The organism is Longimicrobium sp., assembly GCF_035474595.1.
In the GTDB taxonomy this organism is placed as follows: domain Bacteria; phylum Gemmatimonadota; class Gemmatimonadetes; order Longimicrobiales; family Longimicrobiaceae; genus Longimicrobium.
This window is the reverse complement of sequence record NZ_DATIND010000151.1, coordinates 34,820-52,683: the sequence shown is the minus strand read 5'-3', so window position 1 is coordinate 52,683 and position 17,864 is coordinate 34,820. Positions and strand designations below refer to the sequence as shown.

Genomic DNA, 17,864 nt, shown 5'->3' with positions numbered 1-17,864 from the left:
GAAATCGCACGGCCGCCGCCCGGACCCACCCTCCGGGCACGCCGGCCTGCTCCCTCTACGCAACGACTGCACTGCCATGAACCGCACGCTGACGGCCGCCGACCGCGAGAAGCTCCTGAAGAAGGCGCGCGCCGCCAAACTGGAGCGCAGCTGGCCCACGCTGGCCCCCATCGAGCCGGCCGACCGCGGCGGGCGCCTGGCGCTCTCGTTCGCGCAGCAGCGCCTCTGGTTCCTGGAGCAGCTGGGCGACATGGGCAGCACCTATCACGTGCGCCGCGCGCTGCGGCTGAAGGGCGAGCTGGACCGCGATGCCCTCGGCCGCGCGCTGGACCGCATCGTCGCCCGCCACGAGGCGCTGCGCACCACCTTCGCGGTGGTGGACGGCGAGCCGGAGCAGCGCATCCACGCCGACGGCGCGTTCCATCTCCGCGAGCACGACCTGCGGGGCGATGGCGATGCGGAAGCCGAGCTGCGGCGGCTGGCGGCGGAGGAATCCGAAGCGCCCTTCGACCTGGCGCGCGGGCCGCTCATCCGCGGGCGGCTGGTGCGCATGGGCGAGGCGGACCACGTCCTTCTCCTCACCCTGCACCACGTGGTCGCCGACGCGTGGTCGATGGGCGTGCTGGTGAACGAGCTTTCCGCGCTGTACGCCGCCTTCCGCGCCGGCGGCGCCGATCCGCTCCCCCCGCTTCCCGTGCAGTACGCCGACTACGCGGTGTGGCAGCGGAAGTGGGTGGACGGCGACGTCCTCCGCCAGCAGGGCGACTACTGGAAGACGGCGCTCGCCGGCGCCCCGGCGCTGCTGGAGCTGCCCACCGACCACCCCCGTCCCGCGCGGCAGGAGCACGCGGGCGCCACGGTGCCGGTGGAGCTGGACGAGGCGCTGACCGCGGCGGTGAAGGCGCTGGCGCAGCGCCACGGCACCACGCTGTTCATGACGCTGCTGGCCGCGTGGAGCGTGGTCCTCGCCCGCCTCTCCGGGCAGGGCGACCTGGTCCTCGGCACCCCGTCGGCCAACCGCGCGCGGCCGGAGATCGAGGGGCTGATCGGCTTCTTCCTGAACACCCTGGCGCTGCGGGTGGACCTCTCCGACGCGCCCACCGTGGCCGGGCTGCTGGCGCGGGTGAAGGACCGGGCGCTGGAGGCGCAGCAGAACCAGGACATCCCCTTCGAGCAGGTGGTGGAGCTGGTGCAGCCGGCGCGCAGCCTGGCGCACACGCCGGTCTTCCAGGTGATGTTCACCTGGGCCAACGCGCCGCGCAGCACGCTCTCGCTCTCCGGGCTGGAGCTCTCCTCCGTCGCCTCGGCGCAGCAGGAGACCGCCAAGTTCGACCTGTCGCTGGACCTGCAGGAGACCGGCGGCCGCATCGCCGGGCGGGTGGAGTACGCCACCGCGCTGTTCGAGCGCGCCACCATCGAGCGCTGGACGGGCTACCTGCGCCGCGCGCTGGAGGAGATGGCGGCCGACGACTCGGTTTCCGTCGCCCGTATCGACCTCCTTCCCGCCGCCGAGCGCCGCATGGTGGTGGAGGAGTGGAACCGCACGTCTGTCGATTTCCCGGCGGGGGAGTGCATCCACCAGATCTTCCAGGCGCGGGCCGCGGCGGCGCCGGAGGCGGAGGCGGTCGTCTGGCAGGGCGAGTCGCTGTCGTACGGCGAGCTGAACGCCCGCGCCAACCGGCTGGCGCACCACCTCCGCGCGCTGGGCGTGGGCCCCGACGTGCGCGTGGGGCTCTCGGTGGAGCGGGGGATGGAGATGATGGTGGGCGTGCTGGCGGTGCTGAAGGCGGGCGGCGCCTACGTCCCCCTGGACCCGTCGTACCCGCACGACCGGCTGCGCTACATGCTGGACGACAGCGGCGCCGCGGTGCTCCTCACCCAGCCGTCGCTGGCCGGGGTGTTCGCGGGGATCGGCGTCCACACGGTCGATCTGATGGATCCCGCCGCGTGGGCCGGCGCGCCGGGGACGGATCCGGAGCGTGGCGGGCTCCGCGCCGATCACCTCGCCTACGTCATCTACACCTCGGGCTCCACCGGGCAGCCCAAGGGGGTGATGATCGAGCACGGCAGCATCGCCAACGCCTTCCGCGCCTGGGAGGAGCCGTACGAGCTGGGCACCCGCGCCCGCCGCCACCTGCAGATGGCGAGCTTCTCGTTCGACGTGTTCACCGGCGACTGGACGCGCGCGCTCTGCTCTGGCGGCACCCTGGTGCTCTGCCCGCGCGAGCTGCTGCTGGAGGCGGAGCGCCTGTACGCGCTGATGGTGACCGAGCGCGTGGACACCGCCGAGTTCGTTCCCGCCGTGCTGCGCGAGCTGATCCGGCACCTGGCCGCGACCGGCGCGACGCTGGACTTCATGCGGCTGGTGATCTGCGGGTCCGACACCTGGAGCGTGGGCGAGTACCGCCACTTCCTCTCCTTCTGCGGCCCCGACACGCGGCTGGTGAACTCGTTCGGGCTCACCGAGGCGGCCATCGACAGCACGTGGTTCGAGGCGCGCTCGCTCGACGGCTTCGGCGCCGAGCAGCACGTGCCCATCGGCCGCCCCTTCGCCAACACCACGCTGTACATCCTGGACGCGCACGGGCAGCCGGCGCCCATCGGCGTGGCGGGCGAGCTGTACGTGGGCGGGCGCAACCTGGCGCGCGGCTACCACGGCCGCCCCGAGCTGACGGCGGAGAAGTTCGTCCGCCACCCGTTCGACTCCGACCCCCGTGCGCGCGTGTACCGCACCGGCGACGGCGCGCGCTGGCGCGCGGACGGCAACGTCGAGTTCCTGGGGCGCATCGACAACCAGGTGAAGGTCCGCGGCTTCCGCGTGGAGCTGGCCGAGATCGAGGCGCGGCTGGCCGAGCACCCCGCGGTGAGCGAGGCCATCGTGGCCGCGCGCCCCTCCTCCAGCGGCGACCCGCGGCTGATCGCCTGGTGGCTGGGCGATGACGCCGAGCCCGAGGCGCTGCGCGCGCACCTGTCGCGGCACCTGCCGGACTACATGGTTCCCGCCGCGTACGTGCGGCTGGACGCGCTTCCGCTGACCCCCAACGGCAAGGTCGACCGCAAGGCGCTCCCCGAGCCCGGCGTGGACGCGTTCGCCGCGCGGGCGTACGAGGCGCCCGTCGGCCAGGCCGAGACGGCGGTGGCGGAGATCTGGCGCGAGCTGCTGGGGGTGGAGCGGGTGGGGCGGATGGACGGCTTCTTCGAGCTGGGCGGCCACTCGCTGCGGGCCATGCAGGTGATCTCGCGCGTGCGCCAGGCGCTGGGGGTGGAAGCCTCCGTCGGCGACCTGTTCGCGCGGCCGGTGCTGGCCGACTTCGCGCGCGGGCTGGGCGGCGCCGCGCGCGCCGAGCTGCCGCCGGTGACGGCGGTGGCGGGCGACGAGCGGCTGGCCCTCTCCTTCGCGCAGCAGCGGCTCTGGTTCCTGGAGCAGATGGGGAGCGCCGGCGCGGCCTATCACATCCCGCTGCGCGTGCGGCTGCGCGGCGACCTGCACCGGCTGGCGCTGGAGCGCGCGCTGGACCGCATCGTGGCCCGCCACGAGGCGCTGCGCACCACCTTCACCGTCAGCGGCGGGCAGCCGCGCCAGCGCATCGCGCCGGCGGGGGAGAGCGCCTTCCGGCTGGTGGACCACGACCTCCGCCACGATGCCGACGCAGAGGCCGGGCTGCGCCGCCTGATCGCCGAGGAGGCGCGGGCGCGCTTCGACCTGGAGCGCGGGCCGCTGGTCCGCGGGCGCCTGGTGCGGCTGGCGGACGACGACCACGTGCTGCTGCTCACCCTCCACCACGTGGCGGGCGACGGCTGGTCCACCGGGGTGCTGACCGACGAGCTGAGCGCGCTCTACCGCGCCTTCGTGGCCGGCGAGGGCGACCCGCTTCCGCCGCTGGCGGTGCAGTACGCCGACTACGCGGCGTGGCAGCGGCGCTGGATGGACGGCCCGGTGCTGGAGGCGCAGGCGGCGTACTGGACGCGCGCGCTGGCCGGCGCGCCCGAGGTGCTGGCGCTCCCGGCCGACCGGGCGCGCCCCGCGCGGCAGGACCACGCCGGCGCCTCGGCGCGCGTGGAGCTGGACGAGGCGCTGGCGGAGGGGCTGAAGGAGCTTTCCCGCCGCCACGGCGCCACGCTGTTCATGACGCTGATGGCGGGGTGGGCGGCCACGCTGGGGCGCCTGGCCGGGCAGGACGACGTGGTGGTGGGGACGCCGACCGCCAACCGCGGGTCGCCGGAGATCGAGGGGCTGATCGGCTTCTTCGTGAACACGCTGGCGCTGCGCGTGGACCTGTCGGGCTCGCCGACGGTGGCGGAGCTGCTGGGGCGGGTGAGGGCGCGCTCGCTGGAGGCGCAGGACAACCAGGACATCCCCTTCGAGCAGGTGGTGGAGCGGGTGCAGCCGGTGCGCTCGCTGTCGCACTCGCCGCTCTTCCAGGTGCTGTTCACCTGGCAGAACGCGCCGGGCGGGCGGCTGGACCTGGCCGGGCTGGAGCCCGCCGCGCTCCCCTTCTCGTCGGCGGAGACTTCGAAGTACGACCTGTCGCTCTCGCTGCACGAGTCCGGCGGGCGCATCGTGGGCCGCGTGGAGTACGCGACCGCGCTCTTCGACGCGCCGACGGTCGAGCGCTTCCTGGGCTACTTCCGGCGGGTGCTGGAGGGGATGGTGGCCGACGCGGCCCAGCCCGTCGAGCGCATCGCCCTGCTGCCTGAGGACGAGCGCCGGCAGGTGGTGGAGGGATGGAACGCGACGGACGCGGAGTATCCCCGCACGTCCTGCCTCCACCACCTCTTCGAGGCGCAGGTGGAGCGGACGCCGGACGCGACCGCGCTGACCTTCGAGGGCGATTCGATCACCTACCGCGAGCTGAACGCCCGCGCCAACCGCCTCGCGCATCACCTGATCGCGCGCGGCGTCGGGCCGGACGTGCGCGTCGGGCTCTGCGTGGAGCGCAGCATGGAGATGATGGTTGGGCTGATCGGCATCCTGAAAGCGGGCGGCGCCTACGTCGCGCTTGATCCGGAGTATCCGGAGGAGCGGCTGCGTTACATGCTGGGGGATAGCGAGCCCGCCGTCCTCCTCACCAACGGCGCGGCGAGCGATCGCTTCGGCGGCCTCGACGTCCCCGTCGTCGCGCTGGATCGCGATGCGGCGATGTGGGCGGAGGCGCCGGAGACGAATCCCGATCGCGCCGTCACCCCGAACAACCTCGCGTACCTCATCTACACCTCGGGATCGACCGGCCAGCCCAAGGGGGTGATGGTCGAGCACCGCAGCGTCGTGAACGTCCTCGCGTGGATGAACGCGTCGTGGCAGCTCGACTCGACGGACGTGGTGCTGCAGAAGACGCCGTACAGCTTCGATGCTTCGCTGCGCGAGCTGATCCCCGCGCTCCTCGTCGGCGCGCGGATGGTGATCGCGCGGCCGGGCGGACATCGGGATCCGACGTACATGCTGGAGACGATTCGCCGCGAGCGCGTGACGACGCTGCACTTCGTCCCCACGATGCTGGCGGTGCTGGTGCAGGAGCCGGAGTTCGCGGCGTCGTGCACCGACCTGAAGCGCGTCGTCTGCGGCGGCGAGCCGCTGCCGGCGGAACTGGTGAAGCGCTTCCATCAGCATCTCCCCAACACCCGCCTCTACAACGTCTATGGCCCGACCGAGGCCGCGGTGGACGTGACGGAGTGGAGCTGCGCGGCGGATGACGAGCGCGATCGCATCCCCATCGGCCGTCCGATGGCGAACGTGCGGATGTACGTCCTCGACGCAGACGGCCAGCCGGTGCCCGCGGGCGTCGTCGGCGAGCTGTACATCGGCGGCGTGCAGGTGGCGCGGGGATACAACCATCGCCCCGAGCTGACGGCGGAGCGCTTCGTCGCGGACCCGTTCTCGGGCGAGCCCGGCGCGCGTCTCTACCGCACCGGCGACCTCGGCCGCTGGCTTCCGGAGGGGGCGATCGAGGTGCTGGGGCGCGCCGACGCGCAGGTGAAGGTCCGCGGCTTCCGTATCGAGCTGGGCGAGATCGAATCTCGCCTGGCCGAGCATCCCCAGATCCGCGAGACCGTCGTCATCGCCCGCGAGGATTCGCCCGGCGACCGGCGGCTCGTCGCCTACTACGTCGGGGACTCCGCGATCGACGCGGATGCGCTCCGGACGCACCTGGGCGAGCATCTTCCCGAGCACATGGTGCCCGCGGCTTACGTGGCGCTGGACGAGCTTCCGCGCACGCCGAACGGCAAGCTGGACCGCCGCGCGCTTCCCGCGCCCGAGGGCGACGCCTTCGCGCGCCGCGGCTTCGAGGCGCCCGAGAGCGAGACCGAGCAGGCGCTGGCCGAGATCTGGTCGGACGTGCTCGGCATCTCCGCGGTCGGGCGGCGCGACCACTTCTTCGAGCTGGGCGGCCACTCGCTGCTCGCGGTGCAGGTCATCTCCCGCGTCCGCCAGGTGCTGGGCGTAGAGGCCGCGCTGGGCGACGTGTTCGAGCGCCCGGTGCTGGCCGACTTCGCGCGCGCACTGTCCACCGCCGCGCACGCCGATCTCCCGCCCATCGAAGTGGCGGACCGCGACCGGCCGCTGGCGCTGTCGTTCGCGCAGCAGCGCCTGTGGTTCCTGGAGCAGCTGGGCGGGATGGACGGCGCCTACCACGTGCCCAACCGCCTGCGCCTGCAGGGCGAGCTGGACCGCGACGCGCTGGTCCGCGCGCTGGAGCGCATCGTCGCGCGCCACGAGGTCCTGCGCACCTCGTTCGCGCTGGTGGACGGCGAGCCGGTGCAGCGCATCGCCCCCGCCGAGGGCTTCCGCCTGCGCGTCCGCGAGCAGGACCTGTCCGGCAACGCCGACCCCGAGGCCGCGCTCCGCCGCCTGACGACGAGCGAGGGGAACGCGCCCTTCGACCTGGAGATGGGGCCGCTCATCCGCGCGCGCCTGGTGCGCATGGCGGCCGACGACCACGTGCTGATGGTCACCACGCACCACATCGTCTCCGACGCGTGGTCCACCGGTGTGCTGGTCCGCGAGCTGGGCGCGCTGTACGGCGCCTTCCACCGCGGTGAGCCGGATCCGCTCCCGCCGCTGGCGGTACAGTACGCCGACTACGCCGCGTGGCAGCGCCGCTGGGTGGACGGCGAGGTGCTGAAGCGCCAGGCGGACTACTGGAAGCAGACGCTGGCCGGCGCGCCGGAGCGGCTGGAGCTCCCGGCGGACCGCCCGCGCCCGGCGCGGCAGGACCACGCCGGCGCCCTCGTCGCCGTGGAGCTGGACGAGCGGCTGACCGCCGCGCTGAAGTCGCTGGGGCAGCGCCACGGCACCACGCTGTTCATGACGCTGATGGCCGGCTGGGCCACCGTGCTCGCCCGCCTCTCGGGCCAGCGCGACGTGGTGATCGGCACGCCCACGGCCAACCGCGGCCGCCGCGAGATCGAGGGATTGATCGGCTTCTTCGTGAACACGCTGGCACTGCGCGTCGATCTCGATGGCGAGCCCAGCGTGGCCGGGCTGCTGCGCCGGGTGAAGGCGCGGGCGCTGGAGGCGCAGCAGAACCAGGACATTCCCTTCGAGCAGGTGGTGGAGCTGGCGCAGCCGGTCCGCAGTCTGTCGCACTCGCCGCTCTTCCAGGTGATGTTCGCCTGGCAGAACGCGGGCGGAAGCCGGCTGGAGCTTCCCGGGCTGCGGCTGGCGCGCGCCGGAAGCTCGGCGCACACCACCGCCAAGTTCGACCTCTCCCTCACCCTCACCGAGCGCGGCGGCCGCATCGCCGGGTCGCTGGAGTACGCGACCGCGCTGTTCGACGCCGCGACGGTGGAGCGGCACGTGGGCTACCTGCGCCGCGTGCTGGAGGAGATGGCGGCCGACGAGGGACGCACCATCGACCGCCTGGAGATCCTTCCCGAGGCCGAGCGCCGCCTGGTGGTCGAGGAGTGGAACCGGACGGAGGCCGAGCACCCGCGAGGCGTCTGCCTGCACGAGATGTTCGAGTCGCGCGCCGAGGCCGCGCCGCACGCCGTCGCCATCGTCGCGGGCGAGCGCGAGGTGACGTACGCCGAGCTGAACGCAAAGGCGAACCGGCTCGCGCACCACCTGCGCGGGCGCGGCGTGCGGCCGGACGCGCGGGTGGCCGTCTGCCTGGAGCGCTCGCCGGAGATGGTGGCCGGGCTGCTGGCGGTGCTGAAGGCCGGCGGCGCGTACGTGCCGCTGGACCCCGCGCACCCGCAGGACCGGCTGCGGGGGATGCTGGACGACAGCCGCCCCGTCGCCGTCCTCACCCAGTCCTCTCTGCGCTCGCGCTTCGCGGATGCCGGCATCCCCGTCGTCGAGGTGGACGACGCCGCGGCGTGGGCGGGCGAGCCGGTCTCCAATCCGCCCCGCGACGGGCTGGTGGCGGAGAACCTGGCGTACCTCATCTACACCTCCGGGTCCACCGGCCGCCCCAAGGGGGTGATGATCGAGCACGCGCAGGTGGTGCGGCAGATCGCCGCCGCGCGCGAGCTGTTCGCGCTGGCGCCGGGCGACCGCTCGCTGCAGTTCGCCTCGGTGACCTTCGACGTGTCGGTGGAGGAGATCTTCGCCGCCCTGTCGTCCGGCAGCGCTATCCTCCTCCGCGGCGACGACTGGCTGGAGGGCGCGGAAGGGTTCTGGGCGCGCTGCGAGCGCTTCGGCGCCACCGTGCTCGACCTTCCCCCGCGCTTCTGGCAGCTGCTGGTGGCCAACCCCGCGCCGGTTCCCGCCTGCGTGCGGCTGGTGGTGGTCGGCGGCGAGGCGGTGGATCTCCCCTCGATCTCCGCCTGGTTCGGGCGCGATGGTCATCGCCCGCGCCTGCTGAACCTGTACGGGCCGACCGAGGCGACGGTGAACGCCACCGGCCAGGCGCTGACCGACGATCCGTCCACCTGGCACTCCATCGGCCGGCCGCTGGCCAACACCCGCGCCTACGTGCTGGACGCGCTGGGCCAGCCGCTCCCCGTGGGCGTGACGGGCGAGATCCACCTGGCCGGCGGGCAGGTGGCGCGCGGCTACCTGGGCCGCCCCGCCATCACCGCCGAGCGCTTCGTCCCCGACCCGTTCTCGGCCGATGGGGGACGGATGTACCGCACCGGCGACCTGGGCCGCTGGCGCGCGGACGGCACCCTGGAGTTCGTGGGGCGCAACGACTTCCAGGTGAAGATCCGCGGCTTCCGCATCGAGCCGGGCGAGGTCGAGGCGCGGCTTTCCGCGCACCCCGGCGTGCGCCAGGCCGTGGTCGTGGCCCGCGAGGACACCCCGGGCGACCGCCGGCTGGTGGCCTACTACGTGGGCTTCGAGGGCGACGCGCAGGCGCTCCGCGCGCATCTGGCCGCCGAGCTCCCGGAGTACATGGTTCCCGCCGCGTACGTGCGGATGGACGAGCTTCCGCTCACCTCCAGCGGCAAGGTGGACCGCGGCGCCCTTCCCGCGCCCGGCGGCGACGCCTTCGTGCGGCGCGGGTGGGAGGCGCCGGTGGGCGCCACGGAGACGGAGCTGGCGGAGATCTGGGCCGAGCTGCTGGGCGTGGCCCGCGTGGGGCGGTGGGACAACTTCTTCGAGCTGGGCGGGCACTCGCTGCTGGCGGTGCGCCTGATCGAGCGGATGCGGCGCCGCGGGCTGCACGCCGAGGTGCGCGCCATCTTCACCACCCCCACCCTGGCCGAGCTGGCCACGGCGGTGGGCGCCGAGTCGCACGAGGCCGCGGTCCCGGCGAACCTCATCCCCGCCGGCGCGGAGGCGATCACGCCGGAGATGCTTCCCCTCGTCCAGCTGACGCAGGCGGAGATCGACCGCGTGCTGGCCGGCGTGGAAGGCGGCGCGGCCAACGTGCAGGACATCTACCCCCTGGCCCCGCTGCAGGAGGGGATGCTCTTCCACAACGTGATGGCCACCGAGGGCGATCCGTACGTCCTTCCCGCGCTGAGCGCGTTCGACACGCGCGAGGCGGTGGACGCGCACCTGGCCGCGCTGCAGACGGTGATCGACCGGCACGACATCCTGCGCACCTCGGTGGCGTGGGAAGGAGTGCACGAGCCGGTGCAGGTCGTCTGGCGCAAGGCCACGCTCGGGGTGGAAGAGGTGGAGCTCGATCCGGCGGCGGGCGAGGTGGCGCGGCAGCTGTTCGCGCGCTTCGATCCGCGCCGCACCCGGCTGGACGTGCGCCGCGCGCCGCTGATGCGGGCCTGCGTGGCGCGCGACGAGGAGCGCGGGCGCTGGCTCCTCCTTCTCCTCGAGCACCACCTGGTGGGCGACCACACCACCAACGAGGTGATCGCGGAAGAGGTGGGCGCGCTGCTGGCCGGGCGCGGGCACGAGCTGCCGGCCCCGCTCCCCTTCCGCAACTTCGTGGCGCAGACGCGCCTGGGGATCGAGCGCGGCGAGCACGAGGCCTACTTCCGCGCGCTGCTGGGCAACGTGGACGAGCCCACCGCCCCCTTCGGCCTGCTGGACGCCTGGGGCGACGGCTCGGGGATCGCCGACGCGCGGGTGGCGCTGGACTCGGGCGTCGCGGCGCGGCTGCGCGAGCGCGCCCGCAGGCTGGGCGTGAGCGCGGCCAGCGTCTGCCACGTGGCGTGGACGCAGGTGCTGGCCCGCGTCTCGGGCCGCGCCGACGTGGTCTCCGGCACCGTGCTCTTCGGCCGGATGCAGGGCGGCGAGGGAGCCGACCGGGTGCTGGGGCCGTTCATCAACACCCTCCCCGTCCGCGCCCGGGTCGGCGCCGAGGGCGCGGAGGAGGCCGTCCGCTCCATGCACCGGCAGCTGGCCGAGCTGCTGCGCCACGAGCACGCCTCGCTGGCGCTGGCGCAGCGCTGCAGCCGGGTGGAGGCGCCGGCGCCGCTCTTCACCGCCGTTTTCTCCTTCCGCCACAGCGGCGACGCCCCGCGCGCGGCCGGCGGCGCCGCGGCCGAGGGCGGGCGCCGCATCTTCGGGCAGGAGCGCACCAACTACCCGGTCACCGTCTACGTCGACGACCGCGGCGAGGGCTTCGGCATCAAGGTGCAGGTGCCCGCCTCCGCCGGCCCGGAGCGCGTCTGCGCGATGATGCAGCGCGCCATCGAGGGGCTGGTGGACGCGCTGGAGAACGAGCCCGGCCGCCCGCTGTCCCGCATCCCCGTGCTCCCCGACGACGAGCGGCGGCGGGTGGTGGAGGAGTGGAACCGCACGGACGCGGCGTACCCGGCGGGCGTCTGCGTCCACCGGCTCTTCGAGGCGCAGGTGGCCAGGACTCCGGACGCGACGGCCGTGTCGTTCGACGGCGGATCGATCTCCTACGCGGAGCTGAACGCCCGCGCCAACCGCCTGGCGCACGAGCTGGCCGCGCGGGGCGTGCGGCCGGACACCCGCGTGGCGCTCTGCCTGGAGCGCGGGGCGGAGATGGTGGTGGCCGTGCTCGCGGTGCTGAAGGCGGGCGGCGCGTACGTCCCCATCGACCCCGCGTACCCCGAGGAGCGGCTGCGCTACATGCTGGAGGACAGCGCCCCCGCGGCGCTCCTCACCCAGGCGTCGCTCGCCGGGCGCTTCGTCGGCCTCGCCATCCCCGTGCTGGCGATGGACGCGGACGCATCCACCTGGGCCGGCCGATCGACCGAGGATCCGGAGGTCGCGGGGCTGACGGCCGAGCACCTGGCGTACGTCATCTACACCTCCGGCTCCACCGGCCGCCCCAAGGGGGTGATGGTGCGCCACGACGGCGTCACCAACTACGTCACCTACGCCCGGGCGCGGTACGTGGGCGAGGGCGCGGGCGACTTCCCGCTCTACTCCTCGCTTTCCTTCGACCTCACGGTCACCTCGATCTTCGTCCCCCTGGCCAGCGGCGGCCGCATCGCGGTGGCGCCGAACGAGAGCGGCGACCGCACCATCCCCCGCGTGTTCGACGAGAACGCCACGGACGTGGTGAAGCTCACCCCCGCGCACCTGGTGCTCCTGGCCCAGCGCGACCTGCGCGGCTCCCGCATCCGCCGGCTGGTCGTCGGCGGCGAGGACCTGAAGGCGCCGCTCGCCCGCCAGGTGCACGAGGCGTCGGGCGGCGGGATGGAGATCTGGAACGAGTACGGGCCCACCGAGGCCACGGTCGGCTGCGTGGTCCACCGCTACGACGCGGAGCACGACACCGATGCGTCGGTTCCCATCGGCCGCCCCATCGCCAACCACCGCGTGTACGTGCTGGACGCGGACGGCGAGCCGGTGCCCGCCGGCGTCGTGGGCGAGCTGTACATCGGCGGGGCGGGGGTGGCGCGCGGCTATCTCGGCCGCCCGCGCCTGACGGCGGAGCGCTTCGTCCCCGACGCCTTCGGCGGCCGCCCCGGCGCGCGGCTGTACCGCACGGGCGACCTGGCGCGCTGGAGGGAAAGTGCGGAAGTGCGGGAGTGCGGAAGTGCGCTGGATCCGCGCGAGACCGAACGCACCGACGCACTCTCGCACTCCCGCACCGGGATTCTCGAATTCCTGGGCCGCGGCGACGACCAGGTGAAGGTGCGCGGCTACCGCATCGAGCTGGGCGAGATCGAGGCGGGGCTGCTGGAGCACCCCGGCGTGCGCGAGGCCGTGGTCCTGGCCCGCGAGGACGAGCCCGGCGACACCCGCCTGGTGGCCTACTGCGTGGGCGACGCGGATGCCGAGGCGCTGCGGGCGCACCTGGGCGAGCGGCTGCCGGAGTACATGGTTCCCGCCGCGTACGTGCGGCTGGAGGCGCTCCCGCTCACGCCGAACGGCAAGGTCGACCGCCGCGCGCTTCCCGCGCCCGACGGCGAGGCGTTCGCGCGCAGCCGCTGGGCGGCGCCCGAGGGGGAGACGGAAACCGTGCTGGCGGAGATCTGGGCCGAGCTGCTGGGCGTGGAGCGCGTGGGGCGCCACGACAACTTCTTCGAGCTGGGCGGCCACTCGCTGCTGGTGCTGCGCCTGATCCAGCGCATGCGCAAGCGCGGGCTGCACGTGGGCGGGCAGGCGCTGTTCATGACCCCCACGCTCTCCGGGATGGCCGCGCTGGTCGGCGGCGAGCAGAAGCCCGAGGTGGTGGTCCCGCCCAACCTCATCCCCACGCCGGCGGCCACGGCCCCGGCGGCGGGCGGAGACACGGTGGAGCTCATCCTCTGATGCCGGATCTGGTAATCACCTCTGCATTTACGAACGCACAGAGAGAGACGTCATCCTGAGTCGTCCCCGCGCTGCGCGCGTCCGGGGAGGAGGAAAGGAGATCAGACGTGAGCGCCGATGCCGCGGAGTGCGCGGATCAGCCTCGCGCAGTTTGCGAGGCTTCCCGTAGTTGTTGCTGCGACTTTAGTCGCCGGTGCCCGGCCGCGCCCGGAACTTTCTGACGACGGTTGTCCGGCCGTGGAACGCGCTTTCCCACGGCCGGACAGAGCGGGGGATGGGGGAGATGGGGATACGGGACGCAGGTCGTTGCGCCGCAACGGGATGCATCTCCCGCGGGATGCGGCACGGGGGATGCCTTTCACCCCGGCGGAATCCCCCGGCCGAGCACGCTCCACCCCGATCCCCGCCACACCCGCCGCGCGAGCGCTGCGCGGCGATCCGCGGACCCCGTCTCGATTCCCGTTCCCGCGACCTGGTGACCGTCCCCGCTGCGGGGACGGGACGATCCGCGGCGGACGTGCGGCAGCCGAACCCGGGGCGCTCCGGCGAGCGCACCCCGAACCCACACTGGTTGGAGAAGGCGTCATGAGGACAGGCATCTCCTGGCTGGACTTCAAGCTGGGTGCCCGCATGCTGGTGAAGTATCCCGCCCTGACCCTGGTGGGCGGGCTGGGGATGGCCGTGGCCATCGCCATCGGCGCGGCGCTCTTCGACGTCATCCAGGCGTACCTGGACCCCACGATCCCGCTGGACCAGGGCGAGCGCATCGTGGCCATCCAGAGCTGGGACGCGGCCCGCGGCCACCGCACGCACCCCTCGCTGCACGACTTCGCCGCGTGGAAGGACGAGGTGCGCTCGTTCGAGCCGCTGGGCGCCTTCCAGCCGCACTGGCGCAACCTGGTGGCCGCCGACGGGCAGGCCGAGCCGGTGCAGGTGGCCGAGATGAACGCCGCCGGCTTCCGCGTGGCCCGCGTCCCGCCGCTGCTTGGGCGCCCGCTGACGGCCGACGACGAGCGCAAGGGCGCGCCGCCGGTGCTGGTCATCGCCTGGGACGTGTGGCAGACGCGCTTCGCCGGCGACCCGCACGTGCTGGGGCGCACCCTGCAGCTGGGCGACCAGCGCTACACGGTGGTGGGGGTGATGCCGAAGGGCTTCGCCTTCCCCATGAACCACCATCTCTGGGCCGCCATGCGCGAGGACCCCGCCGACTACGCCGAGGGGAAGTCGCCGCCGGTCTTCGTCTTCGGGCGGATGGCGCAGGGGGTCACCCCCGAGCGCGCGCAGGCCGAGCTCACCGCCATCGGCGCGCGCACCGCCGTGACCGCGCCGGGAACGCACGAGCGCCTGCAGCCCCGCATCGTTCCCTACACCTACCCCCTGCTGGGGCTGGACGACGACGGCGACCCGGCGGAGATGCACATGATGCAGTTCATGGTCAGCCTTCTCCTGGTGGTGGTCTGCGCCAACGTGGCCATCCTGGTCTACGCCCGCACCGTCACCCGCCAGGGCGAGATCACCGTGCGCAGCGCGCTGGGCGCCAGCCGCCGCCGCATCGTGGCGCAGCTCTTCGTGGAGGCGCTGGTGCTCTCGGCCGCGGCCGCCGCGGTGGGGCTGGTGCTGGCCGCCGTGGGGCTGAAGCAGGCGCACGAGCTGATGCTGCAGGAGATGGCCGGCGGCGCGCCCTTCTGGATGAAGCTGCACCTGTCGTCGACGACCGTGATCTACGTCGCGGGGCTGACGGTGCTGGCCGCGGTGATCGCGGGCGTGCTCCCGGCGGTGCAGGCCACCGGGCAGCAGCTGCAGTCCAGCCTCCGCCAGCTGGGCGGCGGCACCGGGCTGCGGCTGGGAAAGACGTGGACGGCGCTCATCATCCTGCAGGTGGCCTTCGCCGTGGCCGTCCTTCCCGCCGCGGTGTTCACCGTGTGGGACTCGGTGCGCCACGCCACCTTCCAGGCCGGCTTCGCCGCCGACCAGTTCCTGAGCGCCACGGTGGCGATGGACGGCGAGCTGCCGCCCAGCGCCGAGGCCAGGCAGTACCAGGCCGACTACTCCGCGCGCTTCGCCGGCTACCAGGCCGAGCTGGTGCGGCGGCTGAAGGCCGATCCGGGCGTAACCGCCGTGACGGTGGCGCTGGCGCTCCCGGGGAGCGAGCCGAAGTCGCTGGTGGAGGTCGACGGCGCGAAGGGTGCCGGCGCGGAGACGGCCACCGGGCACCAGGCCCGCCGCTCGCGCGTGGACGCCGAGTTCTTCGGCGCCTTCGACGCCCCGGTGCTCTCGGGGCGCGGCTTCTACGAGGGCGACTTCAACGCCGCCTCCACCGCGGTGGTGGTGAACCGCGCCTTCGTGAAGCAGTTCCTGGGCGGCGGCAACGCCGTGGGCCGCCGGGTGCGCTACGTGAGCACGCGCGACGAGCCGCCGCCGCCCGACGTGGAGGACGGGCGCTGGTACGAGATCGTGGGCGTGGTGCGCGACCTTCCCGCCACCGCCATGGAGCCGGGCGACGTGGAGGCGCGGATGTACCACCCGCTGGTCCCCGGCCAGGTGTACCCGGTGAGCATCGGGGTGAAGGTGGGGCGCGGCTCGCCGGCCGCCTTCGCCGGACGGCTGCGCGAGGTGGCCACGGCGCTGGACCCGGCGCTGCGGCTGCACGACGTGCTTCCGCTGGACGAAGTGTACCGCAAGAGCCAGGTGGCCACGCGGCTGACGGCGTGGGCGCTGGCGCTGGTCACCCTGAGCGTGCTCCTCCTTTCCGCCGCGGGGATCTACGCGCTGATGTCGTTCACCGTGGCCCAGCGCCGCCGCGAGATCGGCATCCGCTCGGCGCTGGGGGCGCACCCGCGGCAGATCGTGGGCGCCATCTTCAGCCGCGCGGTGGTGCAGCTGGCCGCGGGGGTGGTGGTGGGCGCGGTCGTGGCCGCGCTGCTGGACCTGGGCTCCGGCGGCACGCTGATGCAGGGCCACGCCGCGGTGCTCCTTCCCGTGGTGGGCGTGCTGATGCTGCTGGTGGGCCTCCTGGCCGCGGTCATCCCCGCGCGCCGCGGCCTCCGCATCGAGCCCACCGAGGCCCTCCGCGCGGCGTAATCGACCCGCCTCTCCTCTCCCTTCATCGGGAGGGGAGCGGCAACGCCCCGGCAGATGTCCTCTCCCGCACCTTTTCAAGGGCACGGGAAAGCGATCAGCCGCGGCGGAGCAGGGTCTCCCCACGGCTCTGGCAATCACCTGCGCATCACAAACGCACGGAGGGACGTCATCCTGAGGCCGGCCACACCGTCTTTGCCCAGCACAAGGGGTTGCAGGCCGAAGGATCTATAGGCGAGGTCGCAAGTGCGCTGCCGGATTGCGCGATCGATCCCCCTCGCGGACCATCGCGGGAACGGCCGCTCCGGGATTTTTCGACAGCTTCGCTCCCTCATCGGGAACATCGTCAGACGGACCGGCTCCAGACACGCGGGAGCCGGCGCGGGCATCTCCATCTTCATCCCACCATGACCCCGACGGCGCCGCGCGCCGGAAGGAGACGCAGGACCATGACGGACACCCTGGCACCGAACCCCGGTGCCGCGCCCGGCCCCGGCATCGAGGGCTCGCTGGCGGGCTGGGCGCGCACCATCGCGCCGTCGGCGCTGCGCGAGATCCTGCCCATGCTCACGCGCCCGGGGCTGCTCTCCTTCGCGCTGGGCATGCCCGCCGCCGAGCTCCTTCCCGGCGAGGCGTACGTGCAGGCCACCCGCCGCGTGCTGGACGGCGGCGCCCTCCCGCTGCAGTACGGCGTTCCGCACGCGGCGCTGAAGCGGCAGATCGTGGAGATGATGGCCGAGCGCGGCGTGGACTGCACCGAGGAGCAGGTCTTCCTCACCACCGGCGCGCAGCAGGGGATGAGCCTGCTCGCCCGCCTGCTGCTGGAGCAGGGCGGCCAGGTGGCGGTCGAGGCCGCCGTGTACGACGGGATCCACGCCGCCGTGCGCCCGCAGAGCCCCCAGATCCTCACCGTCCCCTCCGACGCCGAGGGGATCGACGTCGACGCGCTGGAGGCGATGCTGGAGGCGGGCGCGCGGCCGGCCTTCGTCTACGTGATCCCCGACGGGCACAACCCGCTGGGCGTGTCGATGAGCCTGGAGCGCCGCGTCCGCCTGGCGGAGCTGGCCCGGCGCTGGGAGGTGCCGCTGGTGGAGGACGACGCGTACGGCTTCCTGCGCTACGACGACGCGGCGCTGCCGGCGCTGCGGGCCATCGACCCGGAGTGGGTGCTGTACGTGGGCTCGTTCTCCAAGATCTTCGCCCCCGGCGTGCGCGTGGGGTGGATCGTGGCGCCCCAGGCGCTGGTGTCCATCCTCTCCATCCTGAAGCACGGCAGCGACCTGGACGTGACCACCACGGCGCAGCGCACCCTCTCGGCCTTCCTGGACGCGGGCGCGCTCCCCGAGCACCTGGCCCGCGTCCGCGCCGAGTACCGCGCCCGCCGCGACGCCATGCTGGCCGCCATGGAGCATTGCTTCCCGAAGAGCGTGAGCTGGACGGTGCCGCAGGCCGGGATGTTCGTGTGGGTCACCCTCCCGCCGGGGAAGGACGCGGTGGAGCTCCTCCGCCGCGCGGTGGACGAGGAGCAGGTGGCCTTCGTGCCGGGCGCGGCCTTCTGCGCCCACGACCCGGGCCAGGCCGCCCGCTGCATGCGCCTGTGCTTCGCCAGCATGCCGGTAGAGCGCATCGAGGAAGGGATCGCGCGCCTGGGCCGCCTCCTGGGCGGCACCATCCGCATCGGCGCCGTCCCGCTCGTCTGACGGGA

Annotated in this window: 3 protein-coding genes; all 3 read left to right on the top strand. The window is 73.7% G+C overall.

Annotated features, from left to right (window positions below; all coding sequences use genetic code 11):
* Positions 1-76 precede the first annotated feature (76 nt).
* Positions 77-13,081 (top strand): non-ribosomal peptide synthetase, encoded by a 13,005-nt coding sequence (locus VLK66_RS25885; protein ID WP_325312406.1) that lies wholly within the window; start codon positions 77-79, stop codon positions 13,079-13,081.
* Positions 13,082-13,666: 585 nt separating this feature from the next.
* Positions 13,667-16,162, top strand: a complete 2,496-nt coding sequence (locus VLK66_RS25880; RefSeq protein ID WP_325312405.1) for an ABC transporter permease — start codon at positions 13,667-13,669, stop codon at positions 16,160-16,162.
* A gap of 446 nt (positions 16,163-16,608) precedes the next feature.
* Positions 16,609-17,859, top strand: coding sequence for a PLP-dependent aminotransferase family protein (locus VLK66_RS25875; RefSeq protein ID WP_325312404.1), 1,251 nt, complete (start codon positions 16,609-16,611; stop codon positions 17,857-17,859).
* Positions 17,860-17,864 lie beyond the last annotated feature (5 nt).